This window comes from Amycolatopsis sp. NPDC114503, assembly GCF_055633655.1.
The window spans coordinates 1-19207 of sequence record NZ_JBVKDT010000004.1 but is presented as its reverse complement, the minus strand read 5'-3'; the positions used below and the strand labels follow the sequence as shown (position 1 = coordinate 19207).

The following is a 19207-nucleotide window of genomic DNA, read 5'->3' as shown; positions in this document are numbered from 1 at the left end:
GGCGTTGCCGTTGCTCTGGTGTTCAGTTGGCGCGGTCTGGTTCCTGAGTTGATGGTAGGCGGGCGTTTTCGTTTCCTGTGGGGAGAATTCGCTATGTGGTGTTGTTGCACGGCGCCGAGCAACGCCGCCCGCTTCTCAACCGAGGACGAACGCCGCCACTGCCGGTAGGCCGCGTCGGCACGGTCGAGCTTGGCAGCTGACCCGCCGTCCGAGAGCGCGGCGTACGCACGTCATCCTTCTCTCGCGATCGCCTGGCAGGCGGGCCCACCTTGGGCGAGGAGATGCGGCCGAGTACCTGGGCACGGCAAGGAATGCCTGCCTGGGGGATGCGCAAGCACAGGTGGGAGCGTCGCGAATCAGGTCTCGTCGAGCGGCCGCTCGAGAGTCCCTGGGGATTCGAACCCACACAGTTTGACCTGCGGAAACGCTGTCCAGAGCGGAGACGCGAGCCGTCAGAAAGTTGCTGCCTGCGAAAACGGGAAGATTCCGGGTGCCCCCCGGGCGGTTCGGACGACGTCTACATCGGGAAAAATGGCCTTTGAGCTGCGGGTTTCTGCGGTGGTCGGGATTGTGAGCTGCCGCTGGTCGCGCAGGGGTGAGTCGGCATGACGGCAGTGACGGTGGATCGTGTCGGTCGTCATCCGGAGGAATCAGCGGTTCGGACGCGCAGTCGTCGCCGCTTGCCTTCGCCGTCGATGCCGCCCGATTGCGATGCATCTTCGCTACCCGCGGGCGGTTGCGGTCGAGGGATGTCTTGCCGGCCGCGACGTTGTCTGAGCGCAGCTAGCCCGTGGGCCGGACGGAGAACGATCGACATCGACAGGTCGGCGGCAGCCAGCGCGATCGAGCCGATTCGGCGTCCCTGCCAGTCCCGTGTCCGCCGGGTTTTCGCAGCCAGTCGTCGCACCTGAGGCGACGGACACGCTCACCGGACTGGTCAGGCCTCGAACAGTTGCAGATGGTCGAGGCGCGCGGTTTGCCCCGGACGACGACGGGTCGGCGGTGGGCGTCCAGTTCGCCGCCGACCTCGGGCAGGAAGCGCGCCTGCCGTCGCTCGCCGCGCAGTTCGACCACGCTGCGCCGTGGCCCGGTTCGGTGCCGCCGGCGTCGTCGAGTCGCTGGCGGTCATCCGTTCCCGAGAGCTAGCCGGCCCGAGTTGTAGTCGTCGACCAGAGCCAGCACCGTTTCGCGGGCGCAGGCTTTGTTGGTGCCGAGGAATCCGGTCGGGCCGCGTTTGATCCAGCCGGCGACGTAGGTCGCGGGCAGCGGTTCGCCGCTCGACGGCTCTACGACGCGGCCGGCGGTGTTCGGGACGGTCCCGGAAGCCTGGTCGAACGGCAGGTCCGGGACCGGCCGGCCGCGGTAGCCGACGGCGGTGAGGACCAGCCCGGCGGCGACCGTCTCGAGTTCTCCGGTCGGTTTGCTCCGGGTGCTGCCGTCGGCCGCGACGACCAGTTCGGTGCGTTCGAACTCAACGCCTTCGACCTGGTTTTCGCCGATGATCCGGGTGGGGGAGAGCCGGTAGCGCAGGTGAATCCGGCGGGCCTGGGTCGCGGGCCGGTCGAGGGTGTGCAGCAGCTGGAGCTTGCGGTCGCTGGCAGGTTCCAGTTCGTCGGGCCGGACGAGCACGTCGACGCCGGGGGTGCTGCGCAGCCCGAGCAATTCGGGCAGGGTGAATGCCGATTGCGCGGGGCCGCGGCGGGCGACGACGGAGACTTCGCCGATCCGGCTGTGCCGCAAGGCGTCGCGGGCGGCCGGGGCGAGGTCGGTGTCGGCGAGGGCGCCGGGGTCGACGGTGAGGATGCGGGCTACGTCGAGGGCGACGTTGCCGTTGCCGATCACGACGGCCTGTTCGCAGGAGAGATCGAAGGTGCGGTCGGCGAACTCGGGGTGGCCGTTGTACCAGGCGACGAACTCGGTGGCGGATGCCGCTCCCGGCAGGTCCGTGCCGGGAAGGTCCAGGCGCCGGTCGGTAGCCGCGCCGACAGCGTAGACGACCGCATGGTGGTGCTTCAGCAGGTCGGCGTGAGCGAGATCGGCGCCGATCCCGACGTCGAGCACCAGGGCAAGCCGGTCCTGGGCGAGGATGCGGTCGAACTGGTCGCTGATCCGGCGGGTCCGCCGGTGGTCGGGGGCGACGCCGTAGCGGGCCAGGCCGTAGGGCTGCGCGAGCCGCTCGAACATGGTCACCCTGGCGCCGGGGACGGTGAGGATCTCGTCGGCCGCGTACATCGCCGCCGGGCCGGACCCGACGATCGCCACCCGCAGCGGCTCCGGGCGCTCTCGCACCCGCAACGGCTGCGGCACCGGCGCGAGCAGCGGCCGCTCGCGCGAGGTCTGGTAGAAATCGGCGTTGACCGACTGGAACTCCTGCTCGCCGTCGCCGAGCCGAGTGTGCGGTTTGATCGCGTCCACCGGGCAGGCCGGCACGCAGGCGCCGCAGTCCACGCAGGCGACCGGGTCGATGTAGAGCATTTCGGCGGTGGCGAAATCCGGCTCGTCGGGCGTCGGGTGGATGCAGTTGACCGGGCACACCACGACGCAGGACGCGTCGCTGCAGCAGGATTGCGTGACGACGTGCGGCATCAGAGCACCGGCCGGGCTTCGCGGTCCGGTTCGCCCCGGTACCGGGACGGGGCTCCGTCGATGTGGCAGCGTTTCCACAGCCAACGGGTCACGGCGTTCATCAGCCCCAGGTCGGTCGCGAGCTTGCGCATGTCGCCGAAGTAGCCGCTCAGGATCCGGCGGGAGTGCTCGCTGCGCCAGAACGCTTCCTTGAGCACGGTCCGGGGAATGCCGAACTGCCTGCCGAAGGATTTCGACGGTGCCATGATCTCGCCGGCCAGCCAGCGCATCGCCAGCGGGAAGGCGAGCCCGCACACCGCCCGGCCCGCCCGGCTCATGCGCCCGAGGTGCACGCGCAGGAAGTCGCCCGCGAACGAGATGTGGCGGGCTTCCTCGGCGATGTGGATCTCCATCGTGCGCAGCATCGCGGGCGGGATGTCGCCGCCTTGCCGGATGAGGGCTTTCTGGTAGTGGTCGATGGGCTCTTCGCCGCCGAGGATGCCGATGAACAGGATCACGTGCGCGTAGCCGCCGGCGACCCCGATCAGCGGCGACAGCGCGCGGAACAGCGGCCGCATCCCCGGAACGTCCGCGCCGATCCGGTTGACCAGCTCCTGGAACATCTGGATGTGATTGCACTCCTCGGTCATCTCGTGGAGGCAGTAGCGGAATTCGGGCGACTGGTTGGGCAGCTTGAAGATGTACTGCATCATGCCGCGGATCAGGATGCTCTCGAACGCCGCGCCGACCTTGATCGCGTTGGCTTGGCGCCATCTCCCGATCTCGATCCGGCGGGCCAGCGGCTGCTGCTGGTACCACCGGGTCGCGCCGAGCGGGTCGATCTCGGGCGAGAGCACCCAGCGGGGGTCGTCCGGGTCGATCGCGAACTCCGGCGAGTCCCAGTCGATGTCCAGGTACGGGTCGAACCGCCGGCGCACCGAGCCCTCGGACAAGGTCTGCAGCAGGTCGCGGTATTCCTGGTCGAATGTCGCGCGGGTCATGGGCGCCTCCTCGTCGGCGTAGTGCGGGGAAATCGGGCGTCGAGCTTCAGCCGGCGTCGCGGGGCAGGCCGAGCATGCGTTCTCCGATGACGTTGAGCTGGATTTCCGTGGTGCCGCCGTAGATGGTCATGGCCCGGCAGGCGAGCACCTGGTCCATCCACTTGTCGCTGGGCTCGCCCTTGACCGACACCGCGCCGGCGACGCCCAGTTCGGCCAGGCAGAATTCCGCGATCTGCTGTCCGAAGCGCATGCTGAGGAGCTTGGCGACGCTCGAAGTGGTGCTGACGTCCGCCCCGGACAGCTGCCGGAGCACCGTGCGCGCGCCGAGCAGGTCGAGCACCTGGTCCTCGCAGACGAACCGGCCGATCCGGTTGACGGCCAGCGGATCGAGGTCGCGCCCGGACGCGAACGCGAGCAGATCGGCGAGCGTCGGATAGGACGGGTTGCCGCGGCCCAGCGCTACCCGTTCGCTGGACAGCGTCGCGCGGGCGACGGTCCAGCCGTCGTTCACCGCGCCGACGACGCAGTCGTCCGGGACGAACACGTCGTCGAAGAAGACCTCGTTGAACAGCGCCGAGCCGGTGGCCTCGCGCAGCGGGCGGACGGTGATGCCCGGGGCGGACATGTCCAGGATGAAGTAGGTGATGCCGCGGTGTTTCGGGGCGTCCGGGTCGGTGCGGGCGATCAGCATCCCCCACTGCGCGAACTGGGCGACCGTGGTCCAGATCTTCTGGCCGTTGATCCGCCAGCCGCCCTCGGTGCGTTCGGCCTTGGTGGAGAGCGCGGCCAGATCGGAGCCCGCACCCGGTTCGGAGAACAGCTGGCACCAGACCACTTCCCCGCGCAACGTCGGCACGACCACCCGCTGCTTCTGCTCTTCGGTGCCGTAGGCGACGATCGGGGGCACCGCCCAGCCGCCCATCAGCAGCTCGGGGAGCTGGATCCCGGCGCGTTTGACCTCTTCGCCGATCACCACCTGCTCCAACGGCCCGGCGCCGCGGCCGTAGGGCCGGGGCAGGTGGGGCTGCACCCAGCCGCCGTCGCCGAGGGCGACCAGTTGTTCTTCCGCGCCGAGGGCCGCGATCTCGGCCAGGTCGGCGCGCACTGCGGCACGGATCGTTTCGGCGTCCCGCGGAAGTTCGAGCGCGGTCCGCCGGGACACTCCGTCCAGGGCATGTCGGGCGACCCTGTCCGTCCACTGTGTACTTCGGCCGAGCAGGCCGCGCAGCGACAGCGCACGGCGGTAGTACAGGTGCGCTTCGTGTTCCCAGGTGAAGCCGATGCCGCCGAGCACCTGGATGCAGTCCGCGCCGCAGTTCACCGCCGCGTCCGGGGCGACGACCGCGGCGACGGCGGCGGCGAACTCCGCGGTGTCGTCACCGGCGTCCAGCGCACGAGCGGCGTCCCACACCGTGGCGCGAGCCCGCTCCAGTTCGACGCCCATCGCCGCGCATTTGTGCTTCACGCCTTGGAACTGCCCGATCGGGCGGTCGAACTGGACGCGTACCCGCGCGTACTCGGCCGCGGTCGAGGTGCACCACGACGCGACGCCGACTGCCTCGGCGCCGAACAGCACGGCCGCGATCGAGCGGACCCGCTGCTCGGCGAGCCGGTCCAGCACCCGCTCGGCGGGGACGGCGCGCTCGGCGACCTCGACCAGTGCGGCGCGCCGGATGACGTCGATGCTTTCCTGCTCGCGGACCGTGACGTCGTCGCGGTCCAGCACCGCCCAGCGAACCTGGTCGCCGATGCGGACCGGCAGCAGCAAGACCTCGGCGACCATGCCGCCGAGCACGCCGACCGTCGTCCCCGACACCCTCAGTCCGTCATCGGTTTCAGTGCCCCGCAACGGTTCGGCGAGGCCGACCGCCCCGGTCACCGAGCCGTCGACCAGCCGGGGCAGCAATTCGGCGCCGATCTTCGTGTCCGCGGCGACGAGCAGCGCCGCGGCCAGCGCGGTCGGCAGCAACGGCCCTGGCTGCGCGGCGCGGCCCAGGGCTTCCAGTGCGACCGCCAGTTCCAGCAGCCCGCCGCCCTGTCCGCCGTGTTCCTCCGGGACGTGCAGCCCGAGCAGGCCCTGCGCCGCCTGGCGCGGCCAGAAGCCGGGCAGGGCTTCCACTTTGGCATCCACCGCGGCACGGAGCACGTCGACGCCGAGGTGCCGTTCGGCGAAACCCCGCGCCGCGTCCGCGAGCGCGGCGTGTTCTTCGCTCAGCCCCAAGCCGAGTTCGTAACCTCGAGCGTTCATGTCGTGCTCCTGTTCAGGCCCAGCCGGCCAGTCGCCGGTCGAGATCGCCGATCGTCCACGGGCCGTCGGTCTCGATCGTCCGCCCGCCCTGCCAGCCGGCCAGTTCGAAGATCGCCCCGCCCTGGACCGCGAACACCTTCCCGGTGAACGGGCATTTCTCCGCGCCGAGGTACGCCGCCAACGGCGAAATATTGGCCGGGGAAAAGGCGTCGAACTCGCCCTCGGGCACCTCGGCGGCGAACATCGCGCCCATTCCCGGCGTAGCCAGGGTCAGCCGGGTGCGCGCGATCGGCGCGATCGCGTTGACCCGCACGCCATAGCGCTCCAGTTCCTGAGCCGCGACCAGGGTGAGCGCGGCGATGCCCGCCTTGGCCGCGCCGTAGTTGGCCTGCCCGGCATTGGGCATGAAGGTCCCGGACGCGGACGCGGTGTTGATCACCGACGCGGCGACCTCCTGGCCCGCTTTCGACTGTGTTTTCCAGTATTCGGCGGCGTGCCGGAGCGGAGCGAAATGCCCCTTGAGGTGGACCGCGATGACCGAATCCCACTGCGCCTCGTCCATCCCGGCGATGAACGCGTCGCGCAGGATCCCGGCGTTGTTGACCAGGACGTCGAGGCGGCCGAACTCCGCCACTGCCTGGTCGACGAGCGCCTTCGCCCCGTCCCAGTCGGCCACGTTGTCGGTGTTGGCGACTGCGGTCCCGCCCGCGGCGGCGATCTCCGCGACCACTTCCTGCGCTGGTCCGGCGTCGCTGCCGCTGCCGTCGTTCGCTCCGCCGAGATCGTTCACCACGACCTTCGCGCCCTCGGCCGCGAACAGCAGCGCATGCTCGCGCCCGATGCCGCGGCCCGCGCCGGTGACGATCGCGACCCGCCCGTCCAGTTCTCCCATGATGCTGCTCCCTGAGGTCGATCAGCCGGCGATCTCGGCCAGCCCGTCCTTGACGACCACCTCGCCGGCCGCGGCGGTCTCGTAGGCGAAGGTTCCGTTCCCGGTGCGCCAGATCCGGGTGGTGAGGTCCTGCCCCGGCAGGACCGGCTTGGCGAACCGGACCGCCAGCCGGCGCAGCCGGTCCACTTCGGACCCGGCGCATTCGGTCAGTACGGCCCACGAGGTGAACGCCATGGTGCACAGGCCGTGCGCGATGATTCCCGGCAGCCCGGACAGCCGCGCCAGCTCGTCGTCGAGGTGGATCGGCATCGGATCGCCGGAGGCCGGGGAATACCGGAAGGTCTGGTCCTGGTCGACGTGCGCGCCGACCTCGGCAGCCGGGGCGGAGGCGCGCAGCGATTCGTCGAAGCTGTGCGGCGGTGCGGTTTCGCCGACCGAAGCCCCGGCGTCGGCCTTGCGGAAGAACGCGGTCATCCACTGCTCGTTCACCGGATCGCCGTCCGCGCCGGCGGTTTCGGTCCGGATCAGCACCGTGGTGCCGTTCGGTTTTCCGTGAAAGCCGACCGGTTTCGCCCGTGACGTGAGCACGTCGCCGGGCCGGATCGGGCGGTGGAACAGGAAATCCTGCTCGCCGTGGACCAGCTTCGGCAACAGCTCGACCGGCGCGACCGACAACGCGGCCGGCACGAGCGAGTTGAACACCGGCACGATCGCGAACACCGGAGGGGCCACCTCGCCGTCGCGGTGGCGCCGGATCGGGTCGTTGGTCGCCTCGGCGTACGCGGCGATCCGCTCCGCGGTCACCTCGAACGTTTCCGGCTCGCTCCAGACGCCGAGCCCGGCCTGGTCGAACCCGGCGGTCGCCGATCCCGCCATCAGGCCACCAATTCGGCCAGCTTGGCGACGGACTTCTCCAGTTCGCCCTTGGTGTTCTTGCCGATCGCGAGGCCGATCGGGCCGACGATCATCTGACCGGAGAATTCGGCGTCGATTTCGACGACGCTGCCCGCGTCCGCCGGCTTGACCGACAGGGTGAAGGAGACCTTGACGCCGGCCATCCCGGTGCCGCTGATCTTGAGCGAACGCGGTTCGTCGTACTCGTCCACGTTCCACTCGATTTTATTCGCCATCCCCATCACGGAGACGACCTCGGTGATCTTGGTCCCGAGCCCGATCGAGGCAGGCGGTTCCCCGCTCCACTTCTGGTGGATGCTCAGCCATTCCTCGAACCGGTGCAGGTCCGACACAGTGGCCCAGGCCTTCTCCGGCGTGGTCGGCAACTGGCCGGCGACGTTGACGGTCGTCATGTCATTTTCTCCTTGCGATTGAAGCGAATATGCGGGTTCAGCGCTGGGCGGTCCGATAGGCGGTGACCACCGCGGCGCCGCCGAGCCCGATGTTGTGCTGCAGGGCGACCGTCGCGCCCTCGACCTGCCGGAGCTCGGCGGTGCCGCGCAGCTGCCAGGTCAGCTCGGCGCACTGGGCCAGCCCGGTCGCGCCGAGCGGATGGCCTTTGGAGATCAAGCCGCCGGAGGGGTTGACCACCCACCGCCCGCCGTAGGTCGTTTCGCCGGCGTCGACCAGTTTGCCGCCCTCACCTTCCCCGCACAGGCCGAGCGCTTCGTAGGTCAGCAGTTCGTTGGTGGAGAAGCAGTCGTGCAGTTCGATGACGTCCACATCGGACGGAGCCAGGCCGGCCTGCTCGTAGACCTGCCGGGCGGCGGTGCGCGTCATCTCCGCTCCGACGAGGCTGATTGCGCTGCGGTCTTCGAAGGTGCTCGGCAGGTCGGTCACCATCGCCTGGCCGACGATCTCCACCGCCTGCCCGGCCAGGCCGTGGCGCTCGACGAACGCCTCGCTCGCGATCACCGCCGCGCCCGATCCGTCGGAGGTCGGGGAGCACTGCAGTTTGGTCAGGGGGTCGTAAACCTGGTTCGCGGCAAGGATTTCTTCGAGCGTGTACTCGTCGCGGAACTGCGCGTACGGGTTGTTCACCGAATGCTGATGGTTCTTCACCGCGATCTTCGCGAACTGCTCGGCCGTGGTGCCGTAGCGCTGCATGTGCTCGCGCCCGGCGGCGCCGAACATGTACGGCGCGGGCGGCATCGCGAACTCCTGCAGTTCGGCGAGCGCGAGCAGGTGCTTCATCATCGGCTGCTCGCGGTCCTCGTAGGTCGCGCCCAGCGAGCCCGGTTGCATCTTCTCGAAGCCCAGCGCCAGCGCGCAGCCGACGGCGCCGCTGCGCACCGCTTGGGTGGCGAGGAAGAGCGCGGTGGACCCGGTCGAGCAGTTGTTGTTCACGTTGACCACCGGGATGCCGGTCAACCCCAGTTCGTAGACCGCCCGCTGACCGGAGGTCGATTCGCCGTAGACGTAGCCGACGTAAGCCTGCTCCACCAGCTCGTAGCGGATGCCCGCGTCTGCGAGGGCGTTGGTCCCCGCTTCGCGTGCCATGTCCGGGTAGTCCCATTCGCGGCGGCCCGGCTTCTCGAACTTCGTCATCCCTACGCCGATCACGTACGTCCTGGCGTTCACACGACCTCCTCGCCGGTCCGACCGTCTTGCTGTGACAGCATGTCTCATTCAGATGACTGTGACAAGGTGTCTCGGAAAAGTGGCCGGGACGTATGCTGAACCGATGCTCGAAGCCGCCACCCCCGATTCCGAAGCCGACGGCCGGTCGACCCGCTGGGACGCGCACAAGATGCGCCGCCAGGGCGACGTGCTCGACGCCGCGGTGGCCGCGATCGAGGAACACGGCCCGGACGTGGGCGTCAAGGCGATCGCCGAGCGGGCCCGGCTGCCCCGGCCGGTGGTGTACCGGCACTTCAAGGACCGGGCGGACCTCGACGAGCAGATCTGCCGGCGCATCGTCGAGTCGTTGATGGCCGAACTCGCGCCCACGCTGCAGCCGGACGGCACGGTCATGGCGGCGATCCGGCGCGCGGTCGGCACCTACCTCGGCTGGGTCGAGGCACATCAGCACCTGCACGCGTTCCTGCTCGCGCACACCCGGACCGCGGCCGGGTCTTCCCGGGCGGTCGCCGGCACCAAGGCCGCGATCGCCGGACGGGCGGGTGAGCTGTTCGCGGCCGGGCTGGTCGGTCTCGGCAACGACCCCGACCTGGCGAAGCCGATCGCCGCCGGGCTGGTCGGATTCGTCGACGCCAGCGTCAACCGGTGGCTGACCGAGCAGCCCCGGGTCTTCACGGCCGCCCAGCTAGCCGAGTTCCTCGCGCGGTCGGTCTGGGCGGTCCTCGACGGCAACCTCCGGGTCCTCGGCGTCGAGATCGATCCCGAGCGTCCGGTGGCGGACCTGCTCGGCGGCTGAGGCCGACCGGGGACACCGGCGGAGACCGCGCAGCGGCTGCGCGTCGAAGGCGCCCCGCGGAGTCTGGACTGCGCACGGGGTCGGCGTGCACCCTGCGAAGCTCGTCCACGGCTTGGCCGATGTTCCCCAGCGCGCTGACGCTGCCGGAACGAGTACGAATACGTCAGCTGCGCATGCTGCGGGAAGGGCGGGTCGTCGAATAGGACCGGTCCATCCGGCCGGGGGTCTTTCCTGTCGAAAACCCCGGAGCGTGGATTCGTCTTCCCGACCAGTCGGTCACCCTTGGGGGACTGAGCTGCCAATGCCGGCTGACGTGCTCGTCGGGCACCCGGAGGTGAGCTGGCATGTCATCGAGCCGGTGGACGACAAGGTGCCGGAAGGCCATGTTCTGGAGGGCGAGGTCCTCGGCTACCGCCGCATCTTGGCTTGGTCGGCAGCTCGGCGCGAGTCCCAGGACGAACCGCGCAACGGTGAAGAACGGGATCTCACCGGCGTGGTCGATTCCGGAAGGGCGGATTGATGCCGCCGGTTCGAATTCCTGTGGTCGGCGCTGCCCCTTCCGTGGCAACTCCAGGCTCCGGGTGGCTGGCGAAAGAGGTCTGGGGCGGCTCGCAGGGCGGGATGGTGCCGAGAAGTTCGCTGTCGCTGTCGGTGCAGCGGGCAGTCGACTGCCCGCGACGTCCTGTCGATTGAGCAGAATTCAAGTTTGTCGGTCCTGCTGCTGTGTTCGGAGTTCGGGGCAGGTGAAGTGCTGAAGGCGCAGCGGTGTTGAAAGTGCGATGTCTTCGCGAGTCCGAGTGCGGCCCTCAATCAGCTTGCAGGAGCGGCTTCGCCGGGCGCGTCTTCGCCGATCGGGAAGAAACGCGCGCTAGGAGTCTGTCGCCGTACTTCGCTTCGCCCGCATGCGGTCTTCGCCAGGGACAGGATGACACCGCGAAGGTGTGAGCGACACTGACGCGGTGTCGCAGAGCGGCTGCCAGAGCGCGGCCACGTGGATGACGCGGAACCACGTTGGAAGGAAAACATCGGAAGGGCGCTTCGCAGTCGCGAGCAAGGGAAACCTAGTGACAAGTCCGACGGCTCCTGAAAAGGAGGATGGATGTGAACGACGCTCAGAATGAATCGGCGCGACATGCTGAAGCGGCTGTCGAGGCCATCGAAGGAAACAAGAACGCCGAAGCCCAGGTGCGCGCGACTCTCGCGGTGTCGGAAGCCCTCAACAGAATCGCCGACTTGGCCGATCCGGACAGCAAAGCCGGAACTGGGCAGTAGTAGCAGCGCTGCCCGTCTGGCTCGGAAACGGAACAGAACTCGTCCGGCGATCGGATGCCGCTCGCGACGAATGCGCATCTGGTGCCGTGACGGGCTGACAGGAGCCTCGGAAATGCGTTCTTGAGGGCACGCCGCGGTCAGAAGCCTCCGGGTCAGTCGGGCGCGACGGATTCTGCTCGACCGGCTCAACGCCGATCTGACGAAGTACCCGCCTCCTCAGCCGCCGGGGATGCTTCGCGCGCGTGGGGCCTGGGGCAAGTCGACCGTCGCCGACGGGCGTCGAGGTCGGCACACGGGTAGGTCAACGCTCCGGAGAAGTGGGTTTGGTCGGTCGAGCCAGCGCACGAACCGCTGATTCCGAAGTGGATGTACGACCAGATGAACGCCGGCCGGAAGATCGGCAGGGGAAGGCGGAACGGCCTCGAGCTCAACAGCCCCCCGGAGGCGAAGCGGACGGGCCTGTTCCGAAGCCTGATCTTCTGCAGTTGCGGTCGTCGCATGTTCGGGGCGCAGCGGCCGCGGTTTGCCTACTACGTCTGCCACCCGCTGAACAACAACCGGGGGAGAGCCGACAAGTACGCGGGGCACCGCAAGACGGTCTACGTCCGAGAGGATGCGGTAGCCGAGGTGGTCGCCCAGTTCCTGACCGATCGGGTGTTCGGGCAGGAGCGGATACGGCTGTTGCTCGGCGAGGCCTCGTCGACGGACAAAGTGGCTACGGAAGAGCGGTTGCGGAAACGCGCCTTGCTGGAACGCGCGATCGCTGACGTCGAGAAGCGCCAGCAGTCGGTTCTCCTGCAAGCCCAAAGCGGGGACCCGGCGGATCCGTTCACCCGCGGTCTGCGGGGCACGTACAACGGCTTGGAGGCGGAGAAGAAAGCAGGTCGAGGCCCTGGACATCGAGGCCGCGAGCCAGCCGGAGCTGCCCGGCCCGGACGAAGCAGCCTTGCTCGATGCCTTGCCCTGCTTGCCCTGAAACTGGCCGCCGCACCGTCGGAACTGCCGAGGAGACTCTTCGAAGTGCTTCGGCTCGAAGTGCGATTGCTGGACGACGATCATGTCGAGATAGCCATCACGCTGCCCGCCTGGGACGTCCCGGACGTGGCCGAGGTGGCGGAGAGGATCACGGACCAGATGTGCGACACACAAGCCGCTCAACCGAGCGCGCTCGCTTGTGTAGATCCCGCGTGCCCCCGGTGAGATTCGAACTCACACTGGACGGGTTTTGAATCCGTTGCCTCTGCCAGTTGGGCTACGGGGGCGCAGTGCCGGAAACTCTACGGGACCCGCCCCTGTCTCCCTCGACCGGGTCCGGTGATCGACTTGGGGCCGGGGCTGGGTGTCTCCCGCCACTTCGTGGTGAACGCCATCGTGGGATCTGGATCGGTCCCGGTACGCTGGGCTCTCGCGGGTGACCGCGTGTCGAAGACGTCCCGCCGAGCCTTCAGGAGGACACCGGTGACCGAACAGGCTGCCGAGTCGAACGGCGCCGCCGCCGGCGTGCCGCAGCGACGGGTGCTCGTCGCGGAAGACGAGGCGCTCATCCGGCTCGACCTGGTGGAAATGCTGCGCGAAGAGGGCTACGAGGTCGTCGGCGAGGCCGGCGACGGCGAGGAGGCCATCGCGCTGGCCACCGACCTCAAGCCGGACCTCGTGATCCTCGACGTCAAGATGCCGAAGCTCGACGGCATCGAGGCGGCCGCGCGGATCACCGGCGACCGGATCGCGCCGGTCGTCATTCTCACCGCGTTCAGCCAGCGCGACCTCGTCGAACGGGCCCGCGACGCGGGCACCATGGCGTATCTGGTCAAACCGTTCGCCAAACGCGACCTCGTGCCCGCCATCGAGCTGGCCGTCAGCCGGTTCTCCGAGCTGCAGGCCCTCGAGGCCGAGGTCGCCGGGCTCACCGACCGGCTCGAGACCCGCAAGGTCATCGACCGGGCGAAGGGCCTGCTGATGAGCCGTCAGGGGCTCACCGAGCCGGACGCGTTCCGCTGGATCCAGCGCACCGCGATGGACCGGCGCACCACGATGAAGGCCGTCGCCGAGGCGGTCGTGGAAAGCATCGGCTGAGCAACGGGCAAGAACCCGGAGAAGCGGGCGTGACCAGGGGGTCGCGCCCGCTTTTTCATGACCCGAGACCGGAAACAGCGCCGGAGAGTGACCGGCTGGACCCGGAGTGCGCTCCCGCCCAGCGGGACCCCGTCCGTTTCGCCGCATCCGGCTCGGCCTGCCGTGTCGCGCCGAAACCTGGCTGTTGACCAGCGAAAACCCTTCTGCCGCAGCGGTGCCGTACCCACCCGTGCGGGTTGATCTGCCCTGCGCGAAAGGGCAAGGTTGCTACCTTGGAGGCCGGGGCATCGTGGTGTCGGTCACGGTGACGGAGGGGATGTTCCTAGACTGCCCCCATTGATCAGACGTCTGGTCAAGGTCCTTTCGAGGGGTGCTCGGACACGAAGAGTCATTCACTCGGTCGTTGCAATAAGACGATCGAGTGTAAATCGTCCGTTAATTCTCGTGACGACCGTCACGATGTGGATACAAGACTCGCTGTGACTCTGTGCAACACCTCACCCGGCGGCTACGTTCAGCGCCCAGTCGAAGTCCCACGCAGGGACCCGCCGTTCCACGGGAGCGTGGCGGGTGGCATTTGGAGGAACGAGTGCAGAGAGCACGACTCACTAAGGTCATCGTGCTGGCCGCGGCGGGAGTCATCTCCCTTGGCGCCTGTTCGGCGCGGACCGGCGGTGACTCGGGTGGCGACAGCGGCGCGCCGCAGGCCGCGGCCCCGTCGGCGGCGGCAAACGCGGCGGACCCGGCGGGAGACGGCAAGGCGCAGTGCGCGCCGACCTCGATCGCCTACGCCGGCACGATCAACGGCGCGAACGCGGCCCTGGGCCAGAACATCCTCAAGGGCGCGAAGCTGGCGGTCGACCAGCACAACAAGGCGAACCCGGGCTGCCAGGTCAAACTGGAGCAGTTCGACACCGAGGGCACCCCGGACAAGGCGCCGGGCATCGTGACCCAGATCGTCAACACCCCGGGCATCGTCGGCGTCATCGGCCTCCCGTTCTCGGGCGAGTCGAAGGCCGCGGGCAACATCTTCAACTCCGCGGGCCTGGTCGCCGTGACCCCGTCCGCGACCAACCCGTCGCTCGCCCAGAACGGCTGGAAGACCTTCTTCCGCGCGCTGGGCAACGACAACGCGCAGGGCCCGGCCGCCGCGAAGTTCATCACCGGCGAGCTCAAGGCCAGCAAGGTCTGCGTCATCGAGGACGACTCCGAGTACGGCACCGGCCTCGCCGCCTCGACCGTCAAGGCGCTCGGCGACAAGGCGAGCTGCCAGGACAAGGTCAAGACGAAGCAGACCGACTTCTCCGCCGTGGTCAACAAGATCAAGGGCGAGAAGCCGGACGCGATCTTCTACTCGGGCTACTACCAGGAAGCCGCCCCGTTCGCGCAGCAGCTGAACGACGCCGGCGTCAAGGCGAAGTTCGTCGGCCCGGACGGCGTGAAGGACGACCTGTTCGTGAAGGGCGCCGGCGACGCCGCGGCCAACGCGTACTTCACCTGCCCTTGCGTGCCCGCTGACCAGTTCACCAAGTTCACCGACGCCTACAAGGCGGCGACCGGCGTCGACCCGGGCACCTACTCGCCCGAGGCCTACGACGTCGCGACGATCCTGCTGCGGGGCATCGACGCCGGCAAGAAGGACCGCGCCGGCCTGCTGGACTACGTGAAGACCTACGACGGCCAGGGCATCACGAAGCACTTCAAGTGGGACGACCACGGCGAGCTCGCCGCGACCACCGTGTGGACCTACAAGGTGGACAACGGAAAGATCGTCCGCAACACCGAGATCAAGTAGCTCACCGCTTTCGGTTCCAGTACCGGGGTGCGGGCCAGGCGGCTGATCCCGCCCGGGCCCGCACCCCGGACCCACATGGAGAACTAGTGTGTCGATGACCCCTGACCTCAGTTCGCTCGTCCTCGCGCAGGGCGGCGGCAGCTGGATCACCTTCGACGTGAATTCGTTCCTGAACCAGTTCTGGGACAACACGATCGACGGTCTTTCCTACGGCAGCATTTACGCGCTCGTGGCGCTGGGCTACACCCTCGTCTACGGCGTGCTCAAACTCATCAACTTCGCCCACTCCGAGGTGTTCATCTACGGCGCCTTCGCGACGTGGTTCACCTTCTACGGCTTGGGTTTCCGCCCCGGCGCGACGCCGGATCTGCCGATCTTCGAGCTGATCGGCTTCCTGCTGCTCGCGCTCATCGCGTCGATGGCGGTCTCCGGCGGCACCGCGGTCGTGCTGGAACGCGTGGCTTACCGGCCGCTGCGCAAACGCAAGGCGCCCCGGCTGGTCTTCCTGATCACCGCGATCGGCGCTTCCTTCGTGCTGCAGCAGATCCTGTTCATCTGGCGCGGCGGCAACCCGGAGAACAGCATCCGGCTGCTGCGCAACGACGAGGTCTTCACAATCTTCGGCGGCAGCGTCACGATCGTCACCATCATCACCGTGGTGGCGTCGATCCTGCTGATGGTCGGCACGGACATGTTCGTCAACCGCACCAAGTTCGGCCGCGGCATCCGCGCGGTCGCGCAGGACCCGGACACCGCGACGCTGATGGGCGTCAACAAGGAACGCGTCATCACGCTCACGTTCCTCATCGGCGGCCTGCTGGCCGGCGCGGCGGCGCTGTTCTACATGATGAAGATCCCGCAGGGCGCCTCGTACCAGGGCGGCTTCATCCTCGGCATCAAGGCGTTCACCGCCGCGGTGCTCGGCGGCATCGGCAACCTGCGCGGCGCGCTGCTGGGCGGCCTGCTGCTCGGCGTCGTGGAGAACTACGGGCAGTCGCTGTTCGGCGGCGCGTGGCGCGACGTCGTCGCGTTCGCCCTGCTGGTGCTGATCCTGATGTTCCGCCCGACCGGCATTCTCGGCGAATCGCTCGGAAAGGCACGGGTATGACGACGACTACGACGCCGCCCGCCGCTCCGGCGAAGGCGCGCCGCCGTCCCGTTTCGGACTGGTGGAACAGGCTCTCCCGGGTCCAGCAGTGGGGGGTGCTCATCCCGCTGGTGGCGCTGGTCTACCTGCTGCCGGTGCTGAACCCGCCGCTGATCACCACCCAGCCCGGGTACGACTTCCCGATCGCGATGTTCGAGGTGGCCCGCTACGCGCTGGTCGCCATCGGGCTCAACATCGTCGTGGGCCAAGCCGGTCTGCTCGACCTGGGCTACGTCGGGTTCTTCGCGATCGGCGCCTATGTGATGGCGCTGTTCACCAGCCCGGACTCGTCGCTGTCGAAGCTGCCGTTCCTCGTCGTGCTGCCGATCGCGATGGTGGTCACGATGATCTTCGGGGTGATCCTGGGGACGCCGACGCTGCGCTTGCGCGGCGACTACCTGGCGATCGTCACGCTGGGCTTCGGCGAGATCGTGCGGCTGCTGGCCGACAACATCGACCCGCTGCGCGGCAACCGCGGCTTCCAGGGCGTCGGACATCCGCCGGGCGTGAAGGCGGACGGCAATCCGCTCTTCAACAACACCGACGGCATCCCGTGGTACTGGCTCTGCGTCACGATCATCATCGTGATCCTGTTCGTGGTCGGGAACCTGGAGCGCAGCCGCGTCGGCCGCGCGTGGGTCGCCATCCGCGACGACGAGGACGCGGCCGAGATCATGGGCGTGCCGACGTTCAAGTTCAAGATCTGGGCGTTCGTCGGCGGCGCCGCGGTCGGCGGCCTCTCCGGCGCGCTGTACGCGGGGCAATTGGGCTTCGTGAACAACCAGAAGTTCGACGTGGTGACGTCGATGCTGTTCCTCGCCGCGGTGATTCTCGGCGGCGCGGGCAACAAGGTCGGCGTGCTGCTGGGCGCGATCGTGGTGGCCTACGTGCCGCTGCGGTTCCAGGCGATCGCGGAGTACAAGTACCTGATCTTCGGCCTGGCGCTGATCGTCCTGATGATCTTTCGCCCGCAGGGCCTGCTCGGCGCGCGGCAGCGGCTGCTCGCGTACGGCAGGCAGGCGTACCAGCGGCTGCTCGGCAAGGGCGAACAGGTCAGCAGCGACGGTTCGCTGGCGTCCGACAACGCGGGGGAGAAGGCATGACGGTCCCTGGCAACGGAAACGGGCCCGAGGTCCCGGCCGAGGGCGGCCTCGTGGCCGAGGTCGCGAACATGACCGCCGACGAGCTCGCCGAGCACGAGGCCGAGGTCGCCGAGGTCGTCGCGCCGGACCGCGAGATCCGGGCCGACTACGGGCAGACGCTGCTCAAGGTCGACGACGTCACCGTCCGCTTCGGCGGCCTGGTGGCGCTGGACTCGGTGTCCTTCGAGATCCGGCGCGGCGAGATCCTCGGCCTGATCGGGCCGAACGGCGCGGGCAAGACCACCTGCTTCAACGCGATGACCGGCGTCTACCGGCCGTCCTCGGGGCAGGTGCTGCTCGAGGACAAACCGCTCGGCAAGACGTCGCGGCACGGGATCACCCAGCTCGGCATCGCCAGGACGTTCCAGAACATCCGGCTGTTTTCCGAGATGACCGCGCTGGAGAACGTGGTCGTCGGCACCGACGCACGGCACAAGACGAGCCTGCTCGGCGCTCTCCTGCGGGTCCCTCGGCACCACCGCGAGGAGAAGCAGGCGATCGAGAAGGCCATGGCGCTGCTGGAATTCGTCGGCATCGCCGACCGGGCCGCGGACCGCGCGAAGAACCTGCCGTACGGCTATCAGCGGCGGCTGGAGATCGCGCGGGCCCTGGCCACCGAGCCGAAGCTGCTGTGCCTCGACGAGCCTGCCGCCGGGTTCAACCCGGCGGAGAAGGAAGAGCTCATGGGGCTGATCCGGACGATCCGCGACGACGGCTACACCGTCCTGCTGATCGAACACGACATGAAGCTCGTCATGGGCGTCACCGACCGGATCGTGGTGCTGGAGTTCGGCAAGAAGATCGCCGACGGGCTGCCTGCCGAGATCCGGGAGAACCCCGCCGTGATCGCCGCTTACCTGGGAGTTCCCGACGATGACGTTGCTTGAGCTTTCCGACGTTTCCGTCCACTATGGACGGATCCAGGCCGTGTCCGGGCTGTCGATCACGGTCAACGAGGGCGAAATCGTCACCCTCATCGGAGCGAACGGCGCCGGCAAGTCGACCACGATGCGGGCGATTTCCGGCATCCGGCCGATCTCCGGCGGAGCCATCCGGTTCGACGGCGAGGACATTTCGCGGCTGCGCGGGGATTTGCGCGTGGTCCGCGGGATTTCGCAGGCTCCGGAAGGTCGGGGGATTTTCCCTGGCATGACGGTGCTGGAGAACCTGGACATGGGCGCGTACGCGCGCAAGGACCGGAAGAATCTGCAGCCGGATTTCGACCGGGTGTTTGAGCTGTTCCCGCGGCTGGCCGAGCGGAAGACTCAGGTCGGCGGGACGATGTCCGGTGGCGAGCAGCAGATGCTGGCTATTGGCCGGGCGTTGATGGCCAAACCTCGGTTGTTGTTGCTCGACGAGCCTTCGATGGGGTTGGCGCCGCAGTTCATTCAGCAGATTTTCCGGATTATCACGGAGATCAACCGGCAGGGGACGACTGTGCTGCTGGTCGAGCAGAATGCGCAGCAGGCGTTGTCCCGGGCGCATCGGGCGTATGTGCTGGAGACTGGGCAGATCACCAAGACTGGTACTGGGCAGGAGTTGTTGGCTGACACCAGTATCAAGGAGGCTTATCTCGGGGTCGGGTGACTCGGCTGCGGTGAGCTTCGGCTCGTCGCCTGGCGGCGACATTGCGCCTCGTATGGTGGGGGCACCCCGAAGCTGATTGTGATGACGGACGGCGGGTGCTTGTCAAGGCGGGAAAGATGCCTTGACAAGCACCCGCCGTCCGCATTTTTGGCTT

17 protein-coding genes and 1 tRNA gene are annotated in these 19207 nt (G+C 68.4%); 10 read left to right on the top strand and 8 right to left on the bottom strand.

The genetic code is table 11. The features are described from left to right. Window positions 1–1125: 1125 nt before the first annotated feature. The 7 genes from ACZ7OI_RS17275 to ACZ7OI_RS17245 are packed head-to-tail and all read right to left on the bottom strand — an operon-like array spanning window position 1126 to window position 9241. Window positions 1126–2586 carry an FAD-dependent oxidoreductase gene (locus ACZ7OI_RS17275; RefSeq protein WP_470265196.1) on the bottom strand — a complete coding sequence of 487 codons (1461 nt, stop codon included), beginning with the start codon at window positions 2584–2586 and terminating at the stop codon, window positions 1126–1128. Continuing rightward, window positions 2586–3566 carry an AurF N-oxygenase family protein gene (locus tag ACZ7OI_RS17270; protein WP_470265195.1) on the bottom strand — a complete coding sequence of 327 codons (981 nt, stop codon included), beginning with the start codon at window positions 3564–3566 and terminating at the stop codon, window positions 2586–2588. The genes ACZ7OI_RS17275 and ACZ7OI_RS17270 overlap by 1 nt, the downstream gene beginning before the upstream one ends. A gap of 46 nt (window positions 3567–3612) precedes the next feature. Then, a complete protein-coding gene (locus ACZ7OI_RS17265; RefSeq protein WP_470265194.1) occupies window positions 3613–5814 on the bottom strand; it encodes an acyl-CoA dehydrogenase in 2202 nt (733 codons plus the stop codon). Between the two features lie 13 nt (window positions 5815–5827). Continuing rightward, window positions 5828–6706 carry an SDR family oxidoreductase gene (locus tag ACZ7OI_RS17260; protein ID WP_470265193.1) on the bottom strand — a complete coding sequence of 293 codons (879 nt, stop codon included), beginning with the start codon at window positions 6704–6706 and terminating at the stop codon, window positions 5828–5830. A gap of 21 nt (window positions 6707–6727) precedes the next feature. Further along, window positions 6728–7582, bottom strand: a complete 855-nt coding sequence (locus ACZ7OI_RS17255; protein ID WP_470265192.1) for a MaoC/PaaZ C-terminal domain-containing protein — start codon at window positions 7580–7582, stop codon at window positions 6728–6730. Continuing rightward, complete coding sequence (locus ACZ7OI_RS17250) at window positions 7582–8013, bottom strand: type II toxin-antitoxin system Rv0910 family toxin (RefSeq protein ID WP_470265191.1); 432 nt, start codon at window positions 8011–8013, stop codon at window positions 7582–7584. Before ACZ7OI_RS17250 ends, ACZ7OI_RS17255 begins: the two co-directional genes overlap by 1 nt. 37 nt (window positions 8014–8050) lie before the next feature. Then, entirely contained in the window at window positions 8051–9241 is a 1191-nt protein-coding gene (locus ACZ7OI_RS17245) for a lipid-transfer protein (protein ID WP_470265190.1), read from the bottom strand. Window positions 9242–9344: 103 nt separating this feature from the next. Between ACZ7OI_RS17245 and ACZ7OI_RS17240 the strand changes: the two genes are divergently transcribed. From ACZ7OI_RS17240 to ACZ7OI_RS17225, 4 genes are all read left to right on the top strand, one after another. Further along, window positions 9345–10037 carry a TetR/AcrR family transcriptional regulator gene (locus ACZ7OI_RS17240; RefSeq protein WP_470265189.1) on the top strand — a complete coding sequence of 231 codons (693 nt, stop codon included), beginning with the start codon at window positions 9345–9347 and terminating at the stop codon, window positions 10035–10037. 301 nt (window positions 10038–10338) lie between these two features. After that, entirely contained in the window at window positions 10339–10557 is a 219-nt protein-coding gene (locus ACZ7OI_RS17235; RefSeq protein ID WP_470265188.1) for a hypothetical protein, read from the top strand. 581 nt (window positions 10558–11138) lie between these two features. Continuing rightward, window positions 11139–11309 carry a hypothetical protein gene (locus tag ACZ7OI_RS17230; protein ID WP_470265187.1) on the top strand — a complete coding sequence of 57 codons (171 nt, stop codon included), beginning with the start codon at window positions 11139–11141 and terminating at the stop codon, window positions 11307–11309. Window positions 11310–11807: 498 nt separating this feature from the next. Beyond that, entirely contained in the window at window positions 11808–12509 is a 702-nt protein-coding gene (locus ACZ7OI_RS17225; RefSeq protein ID WP_470265186.1) for a hypothetical protein, read from the top strand. On the opposite strand, the gene ACZ7OI_RS17220 is transcribed toward ACZ7OI_RS17225, so the two are convergent. Beyond that, window positions 12498–12571, bottom strand: a tRNA-Leu gene (locus tag ACZ7OI_RS17220). The genes ACZ7OI_RS17225 and ACZ7OI_RS17220 overlap by 12 nt on opposite strands. A gap of 196 nt (window positions 12572–12767) precedes the next feature. On the opposite strand from ACZ7OI_RS17220, the gene ACZ7OI_RS17215 reads away from it, so the two are divergent. From ACZ7OI_RS17215 to ACZ7OI_RS17190, 6 genes are all read left to right on the top strand, one after another. Next, on the top strand, window positions 12768–13382 hold the full coding sequence (locus ACZ7OI_RS17215; RefSeq protein ID WP_009079762.1) for an ANTAR domain-containing response regulator: 615 nt from the start codon (window positions 12768–12770) through the stop codon (window positions 13380–13382). Window positions 13383–14001: 619 nt separating this feature from the next. Then, window positions 14002–15177 (top strand): branched-chain amino acid ABC transporter substrate-binding protein, encoded by a 1176-nt coding sequence (locus ACZ7OI_RS17210; protein ID WP_470265969.1) that lies wholly within the window; start codon window positions 14002–14004, stop codon window positions 15175–15177. A 94-nt stretch (window positions 15178–15271) separates the two neighbouring features. Then, window positions 15272–16285, top strand: a complete 1014-nt coding sequence (locus ACZ7OI_RS17205; protein WP_037818218.1) for a branched-chain amino acid ABC transporter permease — start codon at window positions 15272–15274, stop codon at window positions 16283–16285. Next, complete coding sequence (locus ACZ7OI_RS17200) at window positions 16282–17427, top strand: branched-chain amino acid ABC transporter permease (RefSeq protein ID WP_470265185.1); 1146 nt, start codon at window positions 16282–16284, stop codon at window positions 17425–17427. The genes ACZ7OI_RS17205 and ACZ7OI_RS17200 overlap by 4 nt, the downstream gene beginning before the upstream one ends. Continuing rightward, the gene (locus ACZ7OI_RS17195) at window positions 17424–18353 is read left to right on the top strand and encodes an ABC transporter ATP-binding protein (RefSeq protein WP_470265184.1); all 930 of its coding nucleotides are present in this window, start codon (window positions 17424–17426) and stop codon (window positions 18351–18353) included. The genes ACZ7OI_RS17200 and ACZ7OI_RS17195 overlap by 4 nt, the downstream gene beginning before the upstream one ends. Continuing rightward, the gene (locus ACZ7OI_RS17190; RefSeq protein ID WP_116203489.1) at window positions 18340–19053 is read left to right on the top strand and encodes an ABC transporter ATP-binding protein; all 714 of its coding nucleotides are present in this window, start codon (window positions 18340–18342) and stop codon (window positions 19051–19053) included. Before ACZ7OI_RS17195 ends, ACZ7OI_RS17190 begins: the two co-directional genes overlap by 14 nt. Window positions 19054–19207 lie beyond the last annotated feature (154 nt).

Excerpts from the sequence above, each read along its gene's own strand:
- ACZ7OI_RS17190 (WP_116203489.1), top strand. The coding sequence starts at position 18,340 with ATGACGTTGCTTGAGCTTTCCGACGTTTCCGTCCACTATGGACGGATC.
- ACZ7OI_RS17205 (WP_037818218.1), top strand. The coding sequence starts at position 15,272 with ATGACCCCTGACCTCAGTTCGCTCGTCCTCGCGCAGGGCGGCGGCAGC.
- ACZ7OI_RS17225 (WP_470265186.1), top strand. The coding sequence starts at position 11,808 with ATGTTCGGGGCGCAGCGGCCGCGGTTTGCCTACTACGTCTGCCACCCG.
- ACZ7OI_RS17250 (WP_470265191.1), bottom strand. The coding sequence starts at position 8,013 with ATGACGACCGTCAACGTCGCCGGCCAGTTGCCGACCACGCCGGAGAAG.
- ACZ7OI_RS17260 (WP_470265193.1), bottom strand. The coding sequence starts at position 6,706 with ATGGGAGAACTGGACGGGCGGGTCGCGATCGTCACCGGCGCGGGCCGC.
- ACZ7OI_RS17200 (WP_470265185.1), top strand. The coding sequence starts at position 16,282 with ATGACGACGACTACGACGCCGCCCGCCGCTCCGGCGAAGGCGCGCCGC.
- ACZ7OI_RS17270 (WP_470265195.1), bottom strand. The coding sequence starts at position 3,566 with ATGACCCGCGCGACATTCGACCAGGAATACCGCGACCTGCTGCAGACC.
- ACZ7OI_RS17235 (WP_470265188.1), top strand. The coding sequence starts at position 10,339 with ATGCCGGCTGACGTGCTCGTCGGGCACCCGGAGGTGAGCTGGCATGTC.
- ACZ7OI_RS17195 (WP_470265184.1), top strand. The coding sequence starts at position 17,424 with ATGACGGTCCCTGGCAACGGAAACGGGCCCGAGGTCCCGGCCGAGGGC.
- ACZ7OI_RS17240 (WP_470265189.1), top strand. The coding sequence starts at position 9,345 with ATGCTCGAAGCCGCCACCCCCGATTCCGAAGCCGACGGCCGGTCGACC.
- ACZ7OI_RS17265 (WP_470265194.1), bottom strand. The coding sequence starts at position 5,814 with ATGAACGCTCGAGGTTACGAACTCGGCTTGGGGCTGAGCGAAGAACAC.
- ACZ7OI_RS17255 (WP_470265192.1), bottom strand. The coding sequence starts at position 7,582 with ATGGCGGGATCGGCGACCGCCGGGTTCGACCAGGCCGGGCTCGGCGTC.
- ACZ7OI_RS17275 (WP_470265196.1), bottom strand. The coding sequence starts at position 2,586 with ATGCCGCACGTCGTCACGCAATCCTGCTGCAGCGACGCGTCCTGCGTC.